The 19,471-nt window shown below is 36.7% G+C and carries 19 protein-coding genes and 2 pseudogenes; 1 reads left to right on the top strand and 20 read right to left on the bottom strand.

All coding sequences use genetic code 11. The features are described from left to right. Positions 1-126: 126 nt before the first annotated feature. From aroB to sigK, 19 genes and pseudogenes are all read right to left on the bottom strand, one after another. Positions 127-1,206, bottom strand: a complete 1,080-nt coding sequence (gene aroB, locus K364_RS0119905) for a 3-dehydroquinate synthase (protein WP_035270435.1) — start codon at positions 1,204-1,206, stop codon at positions 127-129. Then, positions 1,199-1,714, bottom strand: a complete 516-nt coding sequence (locus K364_RS0119900) for a shikimate kinase (protein WP_028309462.1) — start codon at positions 1,712-1,714, stop codon at positions 1,199-1,201. The genes aroB and K364_RS0119900 overlap by 8 nt, the downstream gene beginning before the upstream one ends. Before the next feature lie 308 nt (positions 1,715-2,022). Next, entirely contained in the window at positions 2,023-3,132 is a 1,110-nt protein-coding gene (locus tag K364_RS0119895) for an S-layer homology domain-containing protein (protein WP_028309461.1), read from the bottom strand. Positions 3,133-3,223: 91 nt separating this feature from the next. After that, positions 3,224-3,622, bottom strand: coding sequence for a hypothetical protein (locus tag K364_RS0119890; protein WP_242841759.1), 399 nt, complete (start codon positions 3,620-3,622; stop codon positions 3,224-3,226). Positions 3,623-3,661: 39 nt separating this feature from the next. After that, a pseudogene (locus K364_RS28020) lies at positions 3,662-3,760 on the bottom strand (prepilin-type N-terminal cleavage/methylation domain-containing protein); the annotation flags it as partial. A 19-nt stretch (positions 3,761-3,779) separates the two neighbouring features. Beyond that, entirely contained in the window at positions 3,780-5,309 is a 1,530-nt protein-coding gene (locus K364_RS0119885) for a DUF6242 domain-containing protein (RefSeq protein WP_028309459.1), read from the bottom strand. Beyond that, positions 5,309-6,430 carry a DUF7305 domain-containing protein gene (locus K364_RS0119880; RefSeq protein ID WP_028309458.1) on the bottom strand — a complete coding sequence of 374 codons (1,122 nt, stop codon included), beginning with the start codon at positions 6,428-6,430 and terminating at the stop codon, positions 5,309-5,311. The genes K364_RS0119885 and K364_RS0119880 overlap by 1 nt, the downstream gene beginning before the upstream one ends. A 43-nt stretch (positions 6,431-6,473) precedes the next feature. Further along, on the bottom strand, positions 6,474-8,093 hold the full coding sequence (locus K364_RS24965; protein ID WP_051534261.1) for a hypothetical protein: 1,620 nt from the start codon (positions 8,091-8,093) through the stop codon (positions 6,474-6,476). A 60-nt stretch (positions 8,094-8,153) separates the two neighbouring features. Then, complete coding sequence (locus tag K364_RS0119870; protein WP_028309457.1) at positions 8,154-9,836, bottom strand: GspE/PulE family protein; 1,683 nt, start codon at positions 9,834-9,836, stop codon at positions 8,154-8,156. A 26-nt stretch (positions 9,837-9,862) separates the two neighbouring features. Continuing rightward, positions 9,863-10,393 carry a type 4a pilus biogenesis protein PilO gene (gene pilO / locus K364_RS0119865; RefSeq protein ID WP_028309456.1) on the bottom strand — a complete coding sequence of 177 codons (531 nt, stop codon included), beginning with the start codon at positions 10,391-10,393 and terminating at the stop codon, positions 9,863-9,865. Then, a complete protein-coding gene (locus K364_RS0119860) occupies positions 10,393-10,992 on the bottom strand; it encodes a PilN domain-containing protein (protein ID WP_028309455.1) in 600 nt (199 codons plus the stop codon). The genes pilO and K364_RS0119860 overlap by 1 nt, the downstream gene beginning before the upstream one ends. 3 nt (positions 10,993-10,995) lie before the next feature. Then, a complete protein-coding gene (pilM, locus tag K364_RS0119855) occupies positions 10,996-12,000 on the bottom strand; it encodes a type IV pilus assembly protein PilM (RefSeq protein WP_028309454.1) in 1,005 nt (334 codons plus the stop codon). A gap of 11 nt (positions 12,001-12,011) precedes the next feature. Further along, positions 12,012-12,737 (bottom strand): sigma-70 family RNA polymerase sigma factor, encoded by a 726-nt coding sequence (locus K364_RS24960; protein ID WP_051534260.1) that lies wholly within the window; start codon positions 12,735-12,737, stop codon positions 12,012-12,014. 4 nt (positions 12,738-12,741) lie between these two features. Beyond that, positions 12,742-13,950: a type II secretion system F family protein gene (locus tag K364_RS0119845; RefSeq protein WP_028309453.1), complete on the bottom strand. Its 1,209-nt coding sequence runs from the start codon at positions 13,948-13,950 to the stop codon at positions 12,742-12,744. A gap of 91 nt (positions 13,951-14,041) precedes the next feature. Further along, positions 14,042-15,172: a type IV pilus twitching motility protein PilT gene (locus tag K364_RS0119840; protein ID WP_035270429.1), complete on the bottom strand. Its 1,131-nt coding sequence runs from the start codon at positions 15,170-15,172 to the stop codon at positions 14,042-14,044. A gap of 209 nt (positions 15,173-15,381) precedes the next feature. After that, entirely contained in the window at positions 15,382-16,125 is a 744-nt protein-coding gene (locus K364_RS0119835) for a prepilin peptidase (protein ID WP_028309451.1), read from the bottom strand. Positions 16,126-16,177: 52 nt separating this feature from the next. Next, the gene (aroE, locus tag K364_RS0119830; RefSeq protein ID WP_028309450.1) at positions 16,178-17,041 is read right to left on the bottom strand and encodes a shikimate dehydrogenase; all 864 of its coding nucleotides are present in this window, start codon (positions 17,039-17,041) and stop codon (positions 16,178-16,180) included. An 8-nt stretch (positions 17,042-17,049) separates the two neighbouring features. Continuing rightward, positions 17,050-17,550 carry a YqeG family HAD IIIA-type phosphatase gene (locus K364_RS0119825; RefSeq protein WP_028309449.1) on the bottom strand — a complete coding sequence of 167 codons (501 nt, stop codon included), beginning with the start codon at positions 17,548-17,550 and terminating at the stop codon, positions 17,050-17,052. A gap of 141 nt (positions 17,551-17,691) precedes the next feature. Further along, on the bottom strand, positions 17,692-18,417 hold the full coding sequence (gene sigK / locus K364_RS0119820) for an RNA polymerase sporulation sigma factor SigK (protein ID WP_028309448.1): 726 nt from the start codon (positions 18,415-18,417) through the stop codon (positions 17,692-17,694). A gap of 197 nt (positions 18,418-18,614) precedes the next feature. Between sigK and sfsA the strand changes: the two genes are divergently transcribed. Beyond that, the gene (gene sfsA, locus K364_RS0119815; RefSeq protein WP_028309447.1) at positions 18,615-19,328 is read left to right on the top strand and encodes a DNA/RNA nuclease SfsA; all 714 of its coding nucleotides are present in this window, start codon (positions 18,615-18,617) and stop codon (positions 19,326-19,328) included. On the opposite strand, the pseudogene K364_RS24955 reads toward sfsA, so the two are convergent. Beyond that, positions 19,309-19,467: pseudogene (locus tag K364_RS24955) on the bottom strand (YjbQ family protein); the annotation flags it as partial. The gene sfsA and the pseudogene K364_RS24955 overlap by 20 nt on opposite strands. Positions 19,468-19,471 lie beyond the last annotated feature (4 nt).

Genomic DNA, 19,471 nt, shown 5'->3' with positions numbered 1-19,471 from the left:
TGAAGAAAATTTTTAAAAAAATTTAGAACTTATACTTCCTGATAGTAAGAAAACACCTGCTTTGCAAGTGTTAATTTAGTGTTTATATATACTAATATGACATATGTTTCTATTTAGTGTTGGCAGCTAGCATTTTTTGAGAACCTTAATAAGATAGGAAGCGTCCACTTGTCTTATTGAATGAATTCTAACATCGCCTATTCCATGAGGTAAGATCCAGTTCATATTGCCCTTGCTTTGCTTTTTATCCTTTTCTATAAGCTTAAATAAAGCAGCACTACTTAAATGACACGGTACCTCCCAGGGCAAACCTGACTTTTTGATTATTTCTATTATCCGACTAGTATCATGGTCAGATAAATGACCTAATTGGTTGGATAATCTAGCTGCATAAGCCATACCAATACTAACAGCTTCTCCATGCTTAAAGCCTGCTAAAACTTCAACTGCATGGCCCATTGTGTGGCCTAAGTTTAGAAGCATTCTGCTGCCTGAAGTTTCTTTTTCATCAGCTTCCACTATTTTGGCTTTAATTTCACAGCATCTTTTTATAATTTGCGGTAGTTTGGCATGACTAGAATTAATTATATGAATATCATTATATAAATCTGTGAAAAATTCCTCGCCATCAAGTATAGCATACTTTATCACTTCCCCCAGGCCGGCTTTAAATTCATCAAGGGGCAGGGTTTTTAAAAAGTTAGTATCTATAACTACAAGCTTTGGCTGATAGAAAGATCCCACAATATTCTTAATCCCACCAAAATTGATGCCAGTTTTTCCACCTACACTGCTGTCAACAGATGACAGTAGTGTCGTGGGAATTTGTATATAGGGGATACCCCTCATATAAGTTGCAGCAACAAAGCCTGTTAAATCTCCCACAACGCCGCCACCAAAGGCTACAAGAAGTGAATGTCTATCATAGTTTTTTGCCAGGAGAAACTCATACAACCTATTGCAGTAATCTGTACTTTTAGCCACTTCCCCATCTGGAATAATATGTATATGAACCTTAAAGCCTGCTTTTTTTAATGTTTTATATAGTTCAAGGCCATGATGCTTGAAAATATTATTCTGAGAAACAATACAGCACATTTTAGTATTGCCTAAGAAACCCAGTTGATTTTTAATTTCATTTAAAGCACCATGGTATAGTAAAATATCATAACTGTTTTGTCCCAATCCAATGTGTAGTTTATTCATTATTCTTTAGCAACTCCATTATTTCATCAACAACTGTTTCCAACTCTTTACCAGTAGTATCCACCCTATAGTTGGCTTGTTGATAGACTGGTACCCTTTTTTTAAGCAGTCTGGTGATGTTCTCTAGGGATTTATCATTACCTAGAAGTGGTCTAAAACTGTTTCTCTTAGAGACCCTTTTTTGAATTTCTTCAGGACTTGCATCTAGGGCCACAATAACTCCACTTTTTTTAAGCAATTCAAGATTTTCAGGAATTAACACAGCTCCCCCACCTGTGGCTATAACAGAATTATTAAGAGCACAAGCCCTTTTAACTGCTAATGTTTCCTCAGAACGAAACCTTATCTCTCCATAATCATTAAAAATCTTTCCAATACTCATTCCTGATACCTTTTCTATGTTTTCATCAGTATCAAAAAAACCCATTTTTAACTTGTTTGCCAATCTCTTCCCTACAGCAGTTTTTCCTGAACCCATAAATCCTATCAAAACAATATTATTATTCATCCCCAACCGCCTCACGTTGTCATTTTATTGATACAAATATTACATATTAATTATATGGCTTTAATGTGCAATTAATCAATAAACAGTTTGGATTTTTTAAATTTGATCCATTTATTTCCCTAACTATACCATAACCCTTCACCTATGCCCCCGCCTCTGACTGACTGTAGTCTGAAAAACTACAAAATTTCCTATTTATTTTTTACCAAATGGCCAAATATAAGTCCCTTTTCCATGTATTTTTTCTTAATTCATTTTGATAGATTTCACACTTTTTAAATTTAGAGCAACCCTTATTTATTCTCCTGTCATCTAATATAGTTCACTTTCAAGATGACCTTAAGAACCCTATTTTCTTCTAGTACTATAACCCTATCCCTTTCCTTAATGGCAGATCTTTGCAGGCTGGTGTTGTACCGCCAATTATCAGAATCAAAGATCAAGGTGTCGTCTGTAAATTGGTACCAGAATGTACTGCCTCCTTCTGCTGTGGGCTCTAACTCAATATAATCTCCTTCTCTAGAGCCAACTGTTTTGTACACATCTCTGAACCTTGTAGCTGTACTGCTGCTAAGTCTGGTAAGAATATTAACTTCTCCATCACTGTACGCTTTAAACTTTACTAAATCTCCCTGCTGAAGGGTGGTTCGCTTTTCTACAATATACTCACCAATACCCGCTCCAGCAACATTGATTTTAACAACCCATTGGCCTCCCCTGTTAATGGGATTCTCAGCAGCAATGCCGTAGTAGAGCTGTCCTGCTATCTGCCTTTCTTTCTCCTTCCTTAGCATTGCTGTTAGCAGTGTATCTTTAGCTTCATTGGGTAAAAACTTGCCTTCCTGAGTATTCCAGGAAACCACATGCATGTCCAAAGCCCTGTTTAAAAGGACAAAAACATCTCCACGTGGTGCAGGCAGGTGCGGCCCTTGGAATACTCCTTGAATAAGACCTATCTCCTCAGCTTTTTCAAGATAATTTGTTGGCCAATGATTTGGAAGATTTTCATATCCCAGAAGCCTAAGTATTATTGTAATTGCTTCTTGATAGGATATTGCATCATTGGGTCTAAAATGTCCCGAAGGATCCCCCCTTATAAACTCATGCTTATATGCAAGGTTAATCCAACCGGTAAACCACTGACCCCCTGCAACATCTCTAAAGTAGTTATAATTTTCTCTTAAGGCGTCTTCTTCATTAAAACCCTTTAATGTCATAGCAATCCTGGCAAATTGAGCCCTGGTAATGCTTTGTTCAAGCCCAAGTAATCCATCTGGAAAACCCTGAATAATCCCCAGGTTGACCATTCTATCTGCAGCATAGTACTTATCCTGAATGGTAACAAAAGCATAAGCACTTGTTGCAAATACAAAGGTTTTTAATATAAGCAGCGTAAAAATCAGGCTCATTTTCTTCATTCATTAAGCACCCCCATTGAAATGCTATATCTTGGCTTTTAATTAGTTGAATTACAAATGCCTGTCTGGCCGGTTATAATATTAGGGACAGTTATTTTTTATATTTTAGGACTTTGCCAGTAATATCTGATTCACCAAAAATTTTTCCGACAGAAATGTTATTTAATAAAACATTTGATTCTAAAGTATATGTTTTTCCATCCTTATTGCCCTCAATTATAAAGACTAAAACATATTTATCATTAGCAACTTCTAATTCAAAGTTAATATCAGAAATGAAAGGCTCTGTTTCATATAGGATTTGGCTGGTCCCCTGCTGGTGATATACCCTATTATTTTCTAAATAGAAAACCCTTTCATTAGCTTGAACGGCAGCATCTGTTAAATCATTAAAAACCCCTATTTTAGTTGCGTTACGCAAATCTTTAGTAATAATAGCGGCTGTATTTCTTGTATAGCTCTGAATAATTGATTGGGCTTCTCCTCTCACAAAGGATGTGTATCCAAGGAAGAAAAAATTATAACCAATGGCTAAAATCATACCTAATAAAACTAGTGTTAATACAAGTTCTATTAACGAAAGACCTGCTTGGTTTTTAATATTCTTAATAATTGACAGACATTTCATATGCTCACCTACATTTTATTTAACGATCAGTGACCGAAAGCAGGTTGAATGTTATATCTGGGGTTGGAATAATCTGCCATTGTTCACCATTTATTGATTTTAAAATAATACCGTTAGCACCGACAGCTACAAAGGAATTATACCCATAGGTTATATCTGTAAGATTATTTGTAGTACCCTTTGTGGCTGATGACCAGGTTGACCCATGGTCTGTGGAATATAAAATACTTCCTCCAGTACCTACAACAACAATTTTTCCTGTAGTGTAGGTAATGCCATTTAAATTTGCATGAGTAATATTTAGTGATGACCAATTGACACCATCTAATGAAATATAAATAATTCCGCCATTACCTACAGCAATAAATTTAGAGCCAGTATAAATAACATCATTAAAAATAATATTGCCATTAACCACTACCTCTTCCCAGGAAACACCATTATCCTGAGAAAATAAAATAACGCCATTGCCTACGGCCACAAAATTTGTCCCAATATTCGCCACAGCATGGAGATTGTTTGTAATACTTTTGAATACTGGAGTATCATCCACTTCCTCATAAAAATCAATAATAGAGGAACTATTATCAATCCATGTTACTCCATTATTATTTGAAGACAATAAGGTTCCCTTCTGACCAACAATGATCAGGTTAGAACCATTAGCAGCCATTGCATATAGGTCATTTGTTGTACCACTTGCTAAAGAATCCCAAGTACTACCATTTTCAGAGAAAAGAATCGTTCCACCTCTGCCTACAGCAAAGAAGGTATTTGCCAAACTATAAATATCCAATATATCATGGGTTACTGGCGTATTTATCTCATCCCATAGATCGGCTGGATTTGAAGCAGCATAGATTTTGCCTGAAGCAGCTCCTGCAAGAAATGCTGGCCTAAAAACTCGATAAGGCACTTTAAATACACGATCAACATCATCAATTTCAATACTAATAATATGGTTGAAATCATTTTCATTAGTACCTGGATTATAGTCAGCTGAAACCTCCAGAAAAAGTGTTGCTGTATTGCCATTAATTACACCAGTTGTATCATCTAAAATTGTTTCTGGATCTGTAAGTTTATAAATAGCTGCCTTAACAACTTTTCCATCAATTACATTTCTGGTTTTGATATTGACAGTAATTGTCTGGGCAAGACCAACCAGGTGATATTCAGGATCCGGTTCAATGATTACCACAAGAACCGGCAAAAATGCCGTGGATTGAGAAGTGTGGACACCCTGTGTGTTTTGGAGTTCTATAAACCCACCAGCAACGTTGATATTACCTGCTTTGGGAAAAGGTATTTGAAGATCGCCAACATCTGTGGCCTGTTCATGGGCTATGCGTTCTTCCATTTCCTCCTGCACACTATAGCTGGCAAGGCTCTTTTTGCCAGCAGAAACTATATTAACATAACTGGACGCAAGGAGAGTTGTAAAGGAAATAACAATAATTGTTATAATAGATAGTGCCACCAGGACTTCCACTAGGGTAAAGCCATTATTTTTTTGAAAAGTTCTGTTTCTTAACATGGTGACCATCATTAATCTCCCCACTGAATAATCTTGTAAGCATTGGCAGTTTCATTGAAAATACCATAATCGTTAACCTGGGTAAAATGCACATTACTGTTACCTAGATTAATTTCTGTTGCAACAATGGAGCCGTAAATGGTTGCTGTAGCTCCATTTAAATTGGCAGTGCCTTGATCTGCATACATGGCTACTGCTGCGTTAATAGTACCACGAACCCGAAGGGCCGTTCCGGAACCATAAGCAAATACAAAAATACCGCTGTTCCCTGATGTAGACATGGCTCCGCTTAAATCAAAACTAGAAGTATAAATCAACGTACGTCCACCACCAATGACATTGATGGTCGCGTTTCCGCCAACACTAAACTGACCATCACAAAAAATATACAAGTCTTTTCCCTTAGTATCAAACGTTATAATGCGATTACCTCTTATATCAACAGAGTTAAACCGTGTATGTGTGTTTATGGTTTGGTTAGAATTAGGTCTATAAGTCCCTGGTATGAACGTATATACCACTGCATTCCCGTATTCATCTGTATCTGGAATTTCAATGGGCGGAAAAACAGCATTTACACCATAGAGTAATTGGTCGTTATTTATGTTATGGCTTTTATTATCTATTGGATTATCAGATTGGGATAATACTGTGGCAATGCTGCCTCCTGTAACCTGACTATTGGGGCCAAGGGCAATTTTCCCTTTCGCTAAGAGGGCATGTTCAAATAGACTCCAATTTTGCGAAAAACCCTGCAGTGTAATAGATACCTTTTGAGTTACATTTTCAACAGTACCTACTGACTCTATTAGTACTGAGGTGGAATCAAGCTTGGTGGCAGTTATGATAAAACTTCCATTGCCCATATCTACCACACTTGAAGTAACAGAGTTGGGGTAAGCATCATCAATTTCTTCCTTTAGTGGGCCCATAGGTTGATTCACAAGGTGATTAGCTACAGACTCTGCACCTGACCTGGCAATATAATATGCTTGCATTCTCATTTCTTCTCTTTGGGTTTGAATGGTTTCTGCCATGCTGTAGTTCCATAGGCTAAAGCCAAGTATAGTGAGGACAAGGACAGCAAGGATGGCTGCAATCATTGCGATTCCTTCTTCATTCTTCTTAAACATAAGCACTCACCTCGTCCTTTGCTTGAGCATTGTTCAATGAAAATTATGGATGAATTTTTTGGTCAAACATCTTAATATAATTGTTTAAAAGTCTAACATTATCTGGTGTCTGTTCAATCCATAGTACATGGTGCGGACTGTCACTATTGCCTGAAATGTTATCTGATATATACATTTCATTAACAGATATTCCAGTTAATTCACTAAGGAGCTTGCGTTTAGCTATTAGCTCAGATCTGGCATTGCTGCCAGTTGCACTAGTAATAGGTAATTTTACTTTAGATCTATTTCCATCAATAGCAACTAAAGAGCTATATACTTGTGCTTCTAAGTTTGGCGGACAAATAACAAGTAATTCTCTGCCAAACTCAGGATAGTTAAATGTAATTGTTTTTACAGATTCCCCATATCCAAATTCTAATAGTCTTTCTGCAGCATCTCCAGCCACAGTATTCCTAAGGGAAAAGGAAAATACTCTGTAATCAATAGCGTTCATATTATCTAATTCTCTTACAAGGGCTTCTATCTCCTGCCATCTACTAAACAAATCTGAATCAAATACTAGAATTCTGCTGCCAATTATAACTGAATTCTGCACTTCCAAACCAGCCTGACCAAGAAGTGCAATAACTCTCTCTGGTGAGATAACATTAGTCCAGATGCTTCTATAGGCAAGGGATATTGTCTCCTCGGCTTTGCCAGCATTTTCTGGCTTATCAATTGCAGCTATAAGTTCCTGGACTTTAAGAAGGGCTTGTGGTGTACCCTGAATCCAAATTGCCTGTTGATTAGTTGAAATGGTAATGCTCTTTACCGGTAGTGCCAGTTTTGATATTATAGGCTCTATAATACTTGCCTCAACGAAGCTAAGATTAAATCTTGTAATGACCATTTGGTTGAAAAAATCTGAATGAAGCTTATTCGTGCTTCCAACTACAATAAGTTTACCTTGCTGAACATAACCATAGCCAAGCTGATGAGAAAGCAGCTCCAGAGCCTTAACTGGTGAAACATTTTCTGCTTTTAAAGTTATGTTTGTTGGGCTTTCTGTATAGATAAGATTAGCATTTAGCTTGATTGCAAGGGTTGACAGAACATCTCTCACATCAGCGTTTCTAAAGTCAAAAGAAATGTTATTTCCTGAAATAGCTGTTGAAGACTTTGCCATGGAAGTGCCAGAAAGTTTTAAAGTGGTTTGCCTTTCCTCAGAAATTAGCACTGCATAATCTCTTTTTACTTCATTAAGCGTCCAATAATCGACTATCTGTTCTCCCTCCTTTGCAACGAAGGTTGTATTGCCGGCTTTAATAATTGCCAGGCACTCACCCTTGCCTGAATTTACCACACCCAACAATACCATTGGTCCCATGAAAGGGTCCATGGGGATTAAAGTGCTGCCAGTTGAGTATTGTTCAGTTTCATCTGTCCTTTCAGTTTTGGGAAGAATTTCAGCCAGTTGATCCTTGATAATACCCGAATCTGGAGGCAAAAGGTCTTCTTCAGCAAGAGTATTTGCTTGGTTAATCCATAAGTTTACTGAAATTCCAGCGGCTATTACAACTGCTAATATAGCTAATAAAAAAACTAATCTCTTATTTTTTAAAATAAAATCTTTTAGCCTAGTTTCCCTTTCTAATTCATTGTTGATATTAGGCTCACTCACCCACCAGCACTTCCCTTCCTAAATTAAGAAAATTCATCAAAAAGAATAAAACTCCTATAATTACACGATTACTCGAAGCACTTCTTCAAGAGATGTAATCCCCTGCTTGGCCTTTATCAGGCCTTCCTGACGAAGGGTGCTCATTCCTTCTTGAACAGCAACTTCCCTTATTTCCCTGGCTGAGCTTCTTAATAGTGTCAGCTTGCTAACGGCATCACTTACAAGCAATAATTCAAAGACTCCTACCCTGCCCCTATAACCTGTTTCATTACACTTGACACAGGTCTGAGGTTTATATAAACCAACGACCTCCTCACCCTTGTCTAGTGGAAAATCAGGAACACTTTTTAACAGTTCCTGTCTTGACAAATTGTAAAGCAGCTTGCAATGGGGACACAAGGTACGTATTAATCTCTGGGCTACTACACCTATTAAAGAAGAAGCAGTTAGATATGGCTCTATCCCCATATCTGCTAATCTAGATATGGCACCGGCTGCATCATTTGTATGTAAGGTTGAAAAAACCAGGTGTCCAGTTAGTGCTGATTCAACAGCTATACGCGCTGTTTCATAATCTCTAATCTCTCCAACCATAATAATGTCAGGATCATTACGTAGAATTGATCTTAAGCCTGAAGCAAAGGTCATGCCTGCCTGATTATTAACCTGAACCTGGTTTATACCATCAATCCGTCTTTCTATAGGGTCTTCTACCGTAATTATGTGTTTTGTGACTGAGTTAAGCTCTTTTAATACAGAATATAAGGTAGTACTTTTCCCACTACCGGTAGGTCCTGTAACTAGAATGAAGCCATACGGCAGTTTCATTATGTTGTTAAACCTTTTAAGCTGATGGTTAGGAAATCCAAGACCCTCTAAAGTAATTAGTTCAGTACTTCTGTCCAATATTCTTAAGGTAAGCTTTTCCCCATAGGCAGATGGGAGTGATGCAACTCTAAAATCAATTGTTTTGCCGTCTATTTTTAATGTAGTACGGCCATCCTGTGGAATACGTCTTTCGGCAATATCCATGTTGGCCATAACCTTTATACGTGAAACTAGAGACGGTCCTATTCTTCGGGGAGGTCTCATGGTTTCGTGTAAAACTCCATCAATCCTAAATCTTATCCGTAGATTTCTCTCCTGGGGTTCAATATGAATGTCACTTGCATTAGTCTGGACAGCCTGACTTAATATTAGATTAGCAAGCTTTACTGCCGGCCTTTCAGCTGCATCCTGCCCCAGAACTATTTCTTCATGAACATCTTCCTCTGGAGCCTGTTTCACATGTAAATTTGTACGAATTGTTTTTTCCATGGCTGCTTTTAATTCACTATCTGACACAAGAACTGGTTGAATTTCATAGCCAGAAATAATGCGCAGGTCATCTATTGCAATTACATCTCTTGGTTGTACCATTGCAACAACTAATCTTCCATTATCAAAGGCAATTGGGAGAGCTTGATATCTTTTAATCGTCTCCTGTTCAATAGAAGCTACAGCTGCTGGATCTATTTGAAACTTTTCAAGTGAAACGAAGGGAACTCCTGCTTGCTTGGCAACTGCCATGGAAACCTTTTCCTCAGTAGTGTACCCTAACTCTACCAGTACCTGACCAAGGTACTTTCTTTTTCCCTGGGCATTATTTTGATAAGTTAAAGCCTCCTGAAGCTGTTCTTCAGTTATTTCACCTTTTTCAACTAAATAGCTGCCAATGTAGCTTTTTAGAACATTTAATTTCAAATCTTTCCACCCCACTTAGCAGTTAATTATTTCGAATAAAAGGTACTGATATTTATATCAGCTTTTATATGTGGAAATCCGGCACTTCCTCGCGAGATCCTAACACTATCAATACGAATGATTCTTGAACCATGCTGCAGATTATTTAAAAAAGCTGTTAATCCATGGTAATAGCCCTCATATATTACTTTTACAGGCAGTTCATCATATCCATCTTTAGAAATCTTGCTTTCAAAACGGATATCAATAATTTCACTTTCAGGAAATCCAAGTGCACTCTCTATATGTAATATAGTTGAGAGTTCATCAACAACCGGGGGAATTGCATTATTTAAAATCTTTATCTGATTGACCATAAAAGCTTCATGTTCTCTCAAAGTATTTAAAACCTGAAGGTTCATTTGAGCTTTTACAATTAAATTTTGTTCTGCTTTTATTTGAGCTTTAACAGTCTGTAGCGATAATATCTGGGAGTATATTGCAAATAGCGTGAAACCAAAAACTGCAGTGCAAAACAATGCAATAACAGCCTTTTGAGGTGAGATTTTCTTTTTCATTAATTTTTACCCCCTTTTAAAAAGGGACTATAGTTTTCACCTGGCTTGACTGCCACCTTTATTTCAAATTGAATTACTTCATGATTATCAACAATTCGTTTGCTTACAAAGTTAATATTGGCATTATTTACAAAAGACATGACCCGAATTTCTTCCAGCCAAGCAGCAACTAATAGGTTATTTACCCCTGTTCCCCTAATGAGTAAGTCTCCACCAATACTTTCACTAGTTGTACTATGAGTAGCAGTAATATCTGTTAACCACACACCATCTGGAATACTAAAACCAATATCCAGCAGCACCCCTTCCCAGTCCGGAACCCTTTCCATAATTTTTTCAAAGGTACGGTTTAAATAGATGACTTGTTCCTGCATCTGCTCATATTTTTTGAGAATTGAGATTTCATTTTCCAGAATAATCTTTTCATTTCTTAAAACAGTTAATTCAGACCTTGCTTGTATGTTGGCAAATATTAGGGAAAAGTAGATTAATAAGAGAACCATAAATCCAATAATTAAAATAAAAGAGTAAAATTTCATTTTCTGCCTTGACTGCCTGTATAGTTTTATTTCTGGTGGCAGCAAACTAACATTATTCAATTCCTATTCCTCCATTCCCTTATAAGCCAAACTTAAGCTCAAGGAAAAGTCCAAGTATTTATTAAAGTCAGCTCCAATACTACTTTTATTAAATATATTTTCCAGGGGTTTTATAGGTTCTACAGGGACATTTAACATGTCTTTTAAATTTTCAGCCAGTCCTGTATAATTAGCTCCCCTACCACTTAAAATTATTTTATCCACATCTCTAGAATTCCTTTGGGCTAAATAATAACCAATTGAGGTATGTATCTCACCTGCAAGTATCTCTGACAATACAGCTAGTGTTTCAGGCAAGAATTCCTTTTGTCCGGATATTATATCCTCTACTGAACAAGCAGACATTTTTGCAGCAAGTGTCAAATTTGACTGGACCATCCTTGCTAATTTTGGTACTCCAAATTCAGAAACCACTATACTGGATAATCCATAATTAATATCTACTACAGCTACTACTTTCCTTTTATCTTCTTTATTAATTGACCTGAGCAAAGCTAAAGGAGATACCTCAATATCTAGTGGTTCTAGCTTAGCAAAATTTAACGTCTGTATGTAGCCATTGATCATGTCCCTTTTAGCCCCTACAAGGAGCACATGAAGCTTTTTGTTATCTTCGTTGTCTACTACTTCACCTACAACTGAGTAATCAAATACAATAGTGTCTAAAGGAACAGGAAGAAATCCCTGTGATTGAAAACGAATAAACTTGTCCAGTTTGTTTTCTGGGATTTTTGGAAAATATGCAAACCTGACCAGAACTCCTTGATTAGATACTCCTAAAACAACACTAGTGCTTTTAAATTTTCTTTCATTCCATAGTTTTGAAATGGACAATCCAAGCTTTTGTGGTTCATTAATTATGCCGTCTTTTACAAGCCCTGGTTCAATGGTCATTCTACCCCAGTTTAAAAGATAAATATTTCCTCTTTTTTTTTCCAGCTCTACAGCCCTAACCTCACAGTCATCTATTTCCAAGCCAATTGTTCTTTTTCTACCTAACAAAAACATTTTCCCATCCCCTAAACTATGATTAAATATCTTAATTTAGTTAATGCACGATTTAGAATCCTGGATACTCTTCTTTGGTTTATCCCAAGCCGTTCTGCCACCTGAGTTTGGTTAAAATCCTTGTAAAAAATTAAGTATACAACCTGCTTTTGTACTTCGCTAAGCTTTTGCATAGCCTGTTGAACTAAGATTTTATCTTCAACTGGGAGTTGAAAACTGTTATAACGGATGTTTCTAATACGAGCAAAGTCAATTTTATCCAGGGGCACTCTCCCAGCAAGCATAGCTTGAACAATACCTTCCTCTTGGATATTTACAAACTCTGATATTTCCTTTAAAGTTGGCTCCTGACTATTTTGCTGTCTTAATTCATCAATGGCATTATTAATTTTGTTTTGTACTCTAATTATCCATTCAGATCGAACAAACCTTGCTTCCCTATTAATTTCATGTCTTATTTCACCCATAATGTAATGAGAGGCAAAGGTGGAAAAACGAACCTGCCTGCTAGGATCATATCTTTTTGCAGCCTTGATTAACCCTTCATACCCCGACTGTTTCAAGTCTTCTATAATACGTCCACCAGAATATTGTCTGGCATAGTAAGTTACCAATCCATTCCCCGCTTCTAAAAGCCTTTCTAAAGCTTCTTTTCTTTCATTTAGTGAATAGTCGAGGGCAGCTTTCTCTAAAGCATCCTTTCGGTTTTGTAAATCAGCAGTAACTCCTAAGCTCATGTTTTTAGCCTCCTACCGTTGTTATGGCGGTAAATATAGGCAGATATAATGCCATAACCATACCACCTACAAGTATACCAATAACAATTAATAAAATTGGCTCCAAAAGGGATGTTAATCCCTTTGTCATAGTAGTTACCTCATCTTCAAAAAATTCAGCAATTTTAGTTAGAAGAGTTGATAGTGACCCTGTTTCTTCACCTACTGAAATCATATGTATCGCCATGGGAGGAAACATTCCACTTTCATCCAATGGCTCAGCTATACTTCTTCCTTCTTGTATCTTTTCTCGTGCATTATTAACAGCCTCAGCAATAATTAAATTGCCGGAAGCTGCTCCTGAAACCTCAAGGGCTTGCAGAACTGGAATTCCCCCTGATAATAAGGTTGAGAGGGTTCTAGAAAACCTTGCAAGAACTGCTTTATGCATTAATTCGCCAAATACAGGCAATTTTAGTTTGATTTTGTCCCACTGGTAGCTGCCCATGGGAGATTTTAGATAATAACGAATACCAGACATGATTGCCACAATAGCAATTATCCATAAATACCAATAGGCTCTTATCATATCTGATAAGCCTACTACAATTTTAGTTAACATGGGTAATTCTATATCTGCCGGAAACATACTCACAAAAATTGGCACAACAAATACCATCATAATAGTAAAAATAATACAGGCAAAAGCAAGTACCAATGTTGGATAAAAAGTTGCTGCACGAATGTTGTCTCTTAAAGATTTATCCTTCTGCAGCTGATCTGAGAGCCTTAGGAGAGATTTTTCAAGGGTACCACCTACCTCACCAGCTTTTATCATGCCTACATACAATGGATTAAATATCTTTGGATGTGCACTAATAGCCTCGGTAAAGCTAAAACCTCCTTCAACATTAGAAGCAATCTCACTAACTGTTTTTTTAAAGGTAGGGTTTGGAATCTGTTTGCTTAGTGTAAATAGAGCACGAGTTAAAGGGATACCTGCATCAAGCATTGCAGCCAATTGACGGCTGAACAGACTTAATTCTCCAAGTTTAACCTTTCTGGGTCTGTTAAATATGCTTACCTTCATTATAGATTTCGTTTCCTTAATATCAACAACCATATATCCCTTTTCTCTTAATTTTCTTGTTGCCTTTGAAAAATCATCAGCTTCTATTTCTCCCACAGTTAGGTTGCCATTATTGTCAACTACCTCATAAGAATAGACACTCATTATCCAACCCTCTTTCACTAGCAAAATAATATTTTATATAAGCTCTGTGTGATTCCCATCTGCCTTTTTCACGATTTGCACATAAACTTTACTAATTGTTCCAAAAATAACTAGAATTGCTTTCTACTCGCTGCATTATCCTTTCTATTTCTACTCTGTCTATGCAGTACTCTAGAGCCACTTCTTTTTTAATCTTACCCTTAGCATACAAATTGGCCAGTGCTTGATCCATGGTTTGCATGCCCATGTTACGGTTAGTTTGAATGGCGCTATATAACTGGTGCTCTTTGCCTTCTCTAATCATGTTGCGTATGGCAGGGGTATCCTTCATGAACTCAACAGCAACTACTCTACCCTTTCCATCTGCAGTAGGTATGAGCTGCTGTGAAATAACTCCTCTAAGGGTATTTGCAAGCTGTTGGCGAACCTGATCCCTTTTATAATCCTGAAAAACATCAACTATCCTGTTAATTGTATGGGGTGCGGTCTGTGTGTGAAGGGTAGAAAAAACCAGATGGCCGGTCTCTGCAGCTGTAAGAGCAATAGCTATACTCTCCACATCTCTCATCTCCCCCACAAGAATAACATCTGGATCATGCCTTAAAACATGCTTTAAAGCATTTGCAAAAGAACGGGTATCTAACCCCACTTCTCTTTGTTTAACTACTGAGTTTTTATGCTTATGAAGAAATTCAATTGGGTCCTCTATTGTAACAATATTGACTCTTCTTTCACTGTTAATTAAATCAACCATGGCAGCTAAGGTAGTAGATTTGCCACTGCCTGTAGGGCCTGTTACCAGAACCAAACCCCTTGATAAAAAACAAAGATCCTTTACTGCTGGTGGCAGACCTAAAATATTTATATCGGGAACGTCAAAAGGAACTATTCTAAACACAGCAGCTAGAGTACCCCTTTGCTTCATTATATTGCCCCTGAATCGTGCAATACCAGGTAGAGAATAGGATAAATCAAGTTCTAAGTTTTCTTCAAAATACCTTTTGTACTCTGGTTGTACTACAGCCATTACTAACTCTTCAACAGCCTTTACACTTAAAACTGGAAATTCTAAAGGAACCAATTTTCCTTTTATTCTGGCCATGGGCGGTATGCCAACTGCAAGATGTAAATCTGATCCGGAGTTTTTGCAGGTAGTTTCCAGCAGTTTATCTATATTTACCGGGTATTTATCTTTATAAACACGTTCAAATTCACTGGTCATAAATATACTGTCCCCCTCATTTATCAAAGACGAATGTTATCCAAGATATCCGAAATTTCATTTAAATATTTACCTATTTATCAAATAATAACATAGTTTGACAAAAAAGTAGAAAGTTTTTTAATTAACCCTGATAAGAAACTAATTTTTTTACAGTAGTAAACAGTCTTGTTGGTAAACAAAAAACCCCATACATTGATGTATAGGATTTAAAACATTAGTTTTAAATACAGCTTAATTATTTCGTATCCCCATAATGCTGCAATGAAAATACCCAAGCTAAGGAAAGGACCAAAAGGTATTGGATCCTTCCTACCTTTTATTCGGAGTAGTATCAGTACCATGCCTATGATGCTCCCAGCCAGGAAGCTCAAGAATAATGCCAGGGCTGTTGCAGATATGCCTAAAATAAAACCCGCTGCAAACATTAATTTAATATCCCCTCCGCCCATGCCACCACGACTGATAATTGCAGCCAGGAAAAGAAGTCCCCCTCCGAGGATAGCTCCTCCTATGCTTTGATACCAAAATAGTTCTGGATAAAAAATCTGCCAGATAATTCCCCAAGTGAAAATGAGAAAAACAAGCTTGTTTGGAATTATCTGGTGATCCAAATCAATAAAGGTTGCTACTATAAGTACTGAAAATAGGACTAAGTATTTAATTAGAAGCACATCAAATCCAATGTATAAATATGTTATTAAAAAAATCCCTCCTGTTAGTATTTCAACAAGGGGATAGCGTACCTTAATTCCTTCTCCACAATACCTGCATTTGCCTCTTAACAATATATAGCTTATCAAGGGAATTAGATCTAAAATCTCCAGGTTAGTATTGCAGGAGGTACAATTTGATGGCTTATAGATTACCGATTTCCCCTTAGGTATTCTATAAATACAAACGTTCAAAAAGGACCCAATAACTAATCCTAAAATAGTAATAAGTAAAGTCATTTATTTTCACCTTCTTTTGTAAGTTTCTCAAACAATAAATATCTCCCTCCTTTCACATGTAGGAAATATTTTTTTGCAGAAACTCCTTTACTTTTTCCCTGGGTGGCTCAATCTTTGTCCAAATTTTAAAAGAGTCTGCTCCCTGGTGGACGAGCATGTGAAGACCATTTATAATATTGCACCCTCTTTTTTTTGCCTCTGATAAGAACACAGTTTCTAAAGGGTTATACACCAAATCACAAACCCACATTCCTGCAGTAAAATATTCTGGCGAAATGGGACTTTCATTAGGGAGATAACCCTTCATGCCTACAGAAGTAGCGTTGATAATTAATCTGCTTTGTCTTACTGCTTCATCTGTATGCATTGTGGGAATACTCTTAATGTTATCTATACCATTAGCCCTATAAAAATCTATAATGTCCTGGGTTCTTTTTTCATTCCTATTGATTATGTTGACTTCCCTTGCACCTAATTCTATTAAACCAATAATAGCTGCTCTAGCAGCACCCCCTGCTCCCAAAACAGTTACCACTTCACCTGCTGTACAAAAGCCTGATTCCTCAATAGATTTTTTAAACCCTGCAACATCTGTATTATAACCTATAATTCTACCGTTTTCTACCAATACTGTGTTTACCGCTCCTATTATTTGGGCATTTTTTTCCACATGATCTAAAAGGCCCATTATTTTTTCTTTATGCGGCACGGTAACATTAAAACCCTTTGCACCTAGAGCTGTTAGTCCATGAACTGCGTCTATCAGCAGCTCAGGCTTCACATCAAAGGCAAGGTATACATAATTTAAATTTAATAGTTCAAAAAGATGGTTATGTATTAAGGGAGAAAGGCTATGACCAACTGGGTTACCTATTATGCCAATGAGATTTGTTTTTGCATTAATTTTATTTTTCATCTTAAATACTAATCCTTTTTAGTTATTAGGGATTTAAGAACCCTTCTTTCCACAATTCTTACCAGTTTGGTACCAATAAACTCTTTTGTATTTATAGGTACCACTAAAATAGTAAAAAGGTTTAAGCGATTTCCCCCAAGTATGTCAGTAAAAATTTGGTCTCCAACTACTGCAGTTTGCTCTGGTTTCGTTTTCATCATTTCCATTGCTTTTCTAAAAGCACCTCTGCGAGGCTTATTAGCCTTTGCAACATAAGGAATGCCTAGTTTTTCTACTGCCTTTACAACCCTATCCTGACTGTTATTCGATGCAATACAGGCTTTAAGGCCTGCATGTTGCATCTTTGTAAACCAATCAAATGCTGTGTCTGGAAGCCGGGGATTATCCCATTCGGTTATAGTGTTGTCAAGGTCAATAATAATGCCGCTGATTCCCTTTTGCTTTAGCTTTTCAAAGTTAATATGGTAAATAGAATCTACATATAGTTTTGGCTTTAATTTATTTAACATGGTTTCCTCCTGCTTACGATAGTTAATTTATAGTTCAAAGATTGGGTATTGATAATTTTATCATAGTAATAATATAAATAAAAGTTTAGATAAAAAACATTCTCTTATTATACTGTTTTTTCCTCTTATTTATGCTTTTTTCTAATTTTTATCAAATGATTTGCTTTTTTCATGTGCTTCTAATTCCTTAATTAAATTTTTAATGGCTTTTTTTTCTATACGGGATACATATGATCTAGAAATTCCTAGACTTTTAGCAATTTCCCTTTGGGTCCTTCTAAAGCCATTAAATAAACCAAAACGCATTTGTAAAACATCCCTTTCCCTTCCCTTTAGCTTTTTAACCATTTCTATGACTCTTTTCTTTTCTTGGTCGTTTTCTACTTTAAGTGAAACTACATCATGGTCTGTACCCAGAACGTCAAGTAGAGTTAATTCATTTCCCTCTTTATCTACTCCTATGGGGTCATAAAGTGAGACTTCTCCTTTTATCTTTTTTGTAGCTCTGAGGTGCATAAGAATTTCATTTTCAATGCATCGTGCAGCATATGTGGCAAGCTTTGTGCCCTTTTCCTGATCAAAGGTGTTTATTGCTTTAATAAGTCCAAGGGTTCCTATTGATATTAGGTCGTCAACATCTTCTCCACTTGTTTCAAACTTTTTAGTAATATGAGCAACTAAACGTAAATTATGCTCAATTAATGTGTGCCTTGCCCTTTCATCACCTCTTTTAAGCCGCTTTAAAAATAAATGTTCTTCTTCTTCTGATAGTGGTTGGGGAAAAGTATTGTTGCTAATATACGAAACCAGGAGTGTTATGCCTTTTATAATAGATGCTATTATTAAGCCAATGAAACCAGGATGCATTAATTTACCACCTCCATAAGCTCTTGTAAAACTTCAATAAAGTCACCTTAAATTATATGGAGCTTAGTATTCCTTGGTGCATGTATACGCCACAAGTATATTTTTCCATTTTTCAAAGGTGGATAAGAGTGTGGTAACATTTCAATTAATGCTGTATAATCTGGGTGTGCAGCTATAAAAAAAGGAGAGATGGTTAAATGGTTGAAGCTTTTTTGGAGCTACCAAAGCTTAATAAGGGCAGGCTACTAGAAAGACCTAATCGTTTTCTAGGTATAGTAGAATTGGAAACTGGAGAAATGATACGATCTTTTGTAGCTGACCCAGGCAGATTGACAGAATTGTTATTTCCTGGTGCTGAGGTTTATGTAAGTCATGCAGCAAAGGAAGGGCGCAAAACACAATATGATCTAACTCTAGTTAAAAACGGCGGAAGTCTGATCTCAGTAGATAGCAGAGTTCCCAATAAACTGGTGAAAAAGGCCTTATCCGCAGGGATTCTAAATCCCTTTAAGGAGTATGACCAAATACGTACTGAGCCGGTTGTAAAAAAGAGCAGATTAGATTTCCTTTTAACCGGCAAAGATCTGATACCCTGCTATCTAGAGGTTAAGTCATGCACCCTTGTAATGGAAAATATAGCCATGTTTCCAGATGCTCCCACAGTAAGGGGTGCAAGACACCTAGGTGAGCTAATAGAACTAAAAAAAGAAGGTTTTAGAAGCTGTGTGGTGTTTATAATTCAACATCCAGGGGCTGAGCTTTTCTCCCCAAATAAAAAAACCGATCCATTGTTTACAAGGGAATTTTACAGAGCTTTAGAAAATGGTGTTGAGGTATATCCATATAAATGCACCATAAATACAGAAGCAATCAGCCTTAATGAAATTGTTCCTATTGGCCAATTATCTTAACTAAAACTCTTTTATCCCTGTTGCCATCAAATTCACCATAAAAAATTTGCTCCCATGTTCCAAAGTCAAGCCTGCCCTTTGTTACCGCAACAACTACCTCTCTTCCCATAATGGTCCTTTTTAAATGGGCATCTGCATCTAAA

The organism is Desulfitibacter alkalitolerans DSM 16504, assembly GCF_000620305.1.
In the GTDB taxonomy this organism is placed as follows: Bacteria; Bacillota; DSM-16504; order Desulfitibacterales; family Desulfitibacteraceae; genus Desulfitibacter; species Desulfitibacter alkalitolerans.
Note: the sequence above shows the minus strand (reverse complement) of the source record. Positions and strands in the feature narration are given on the sequence as shown.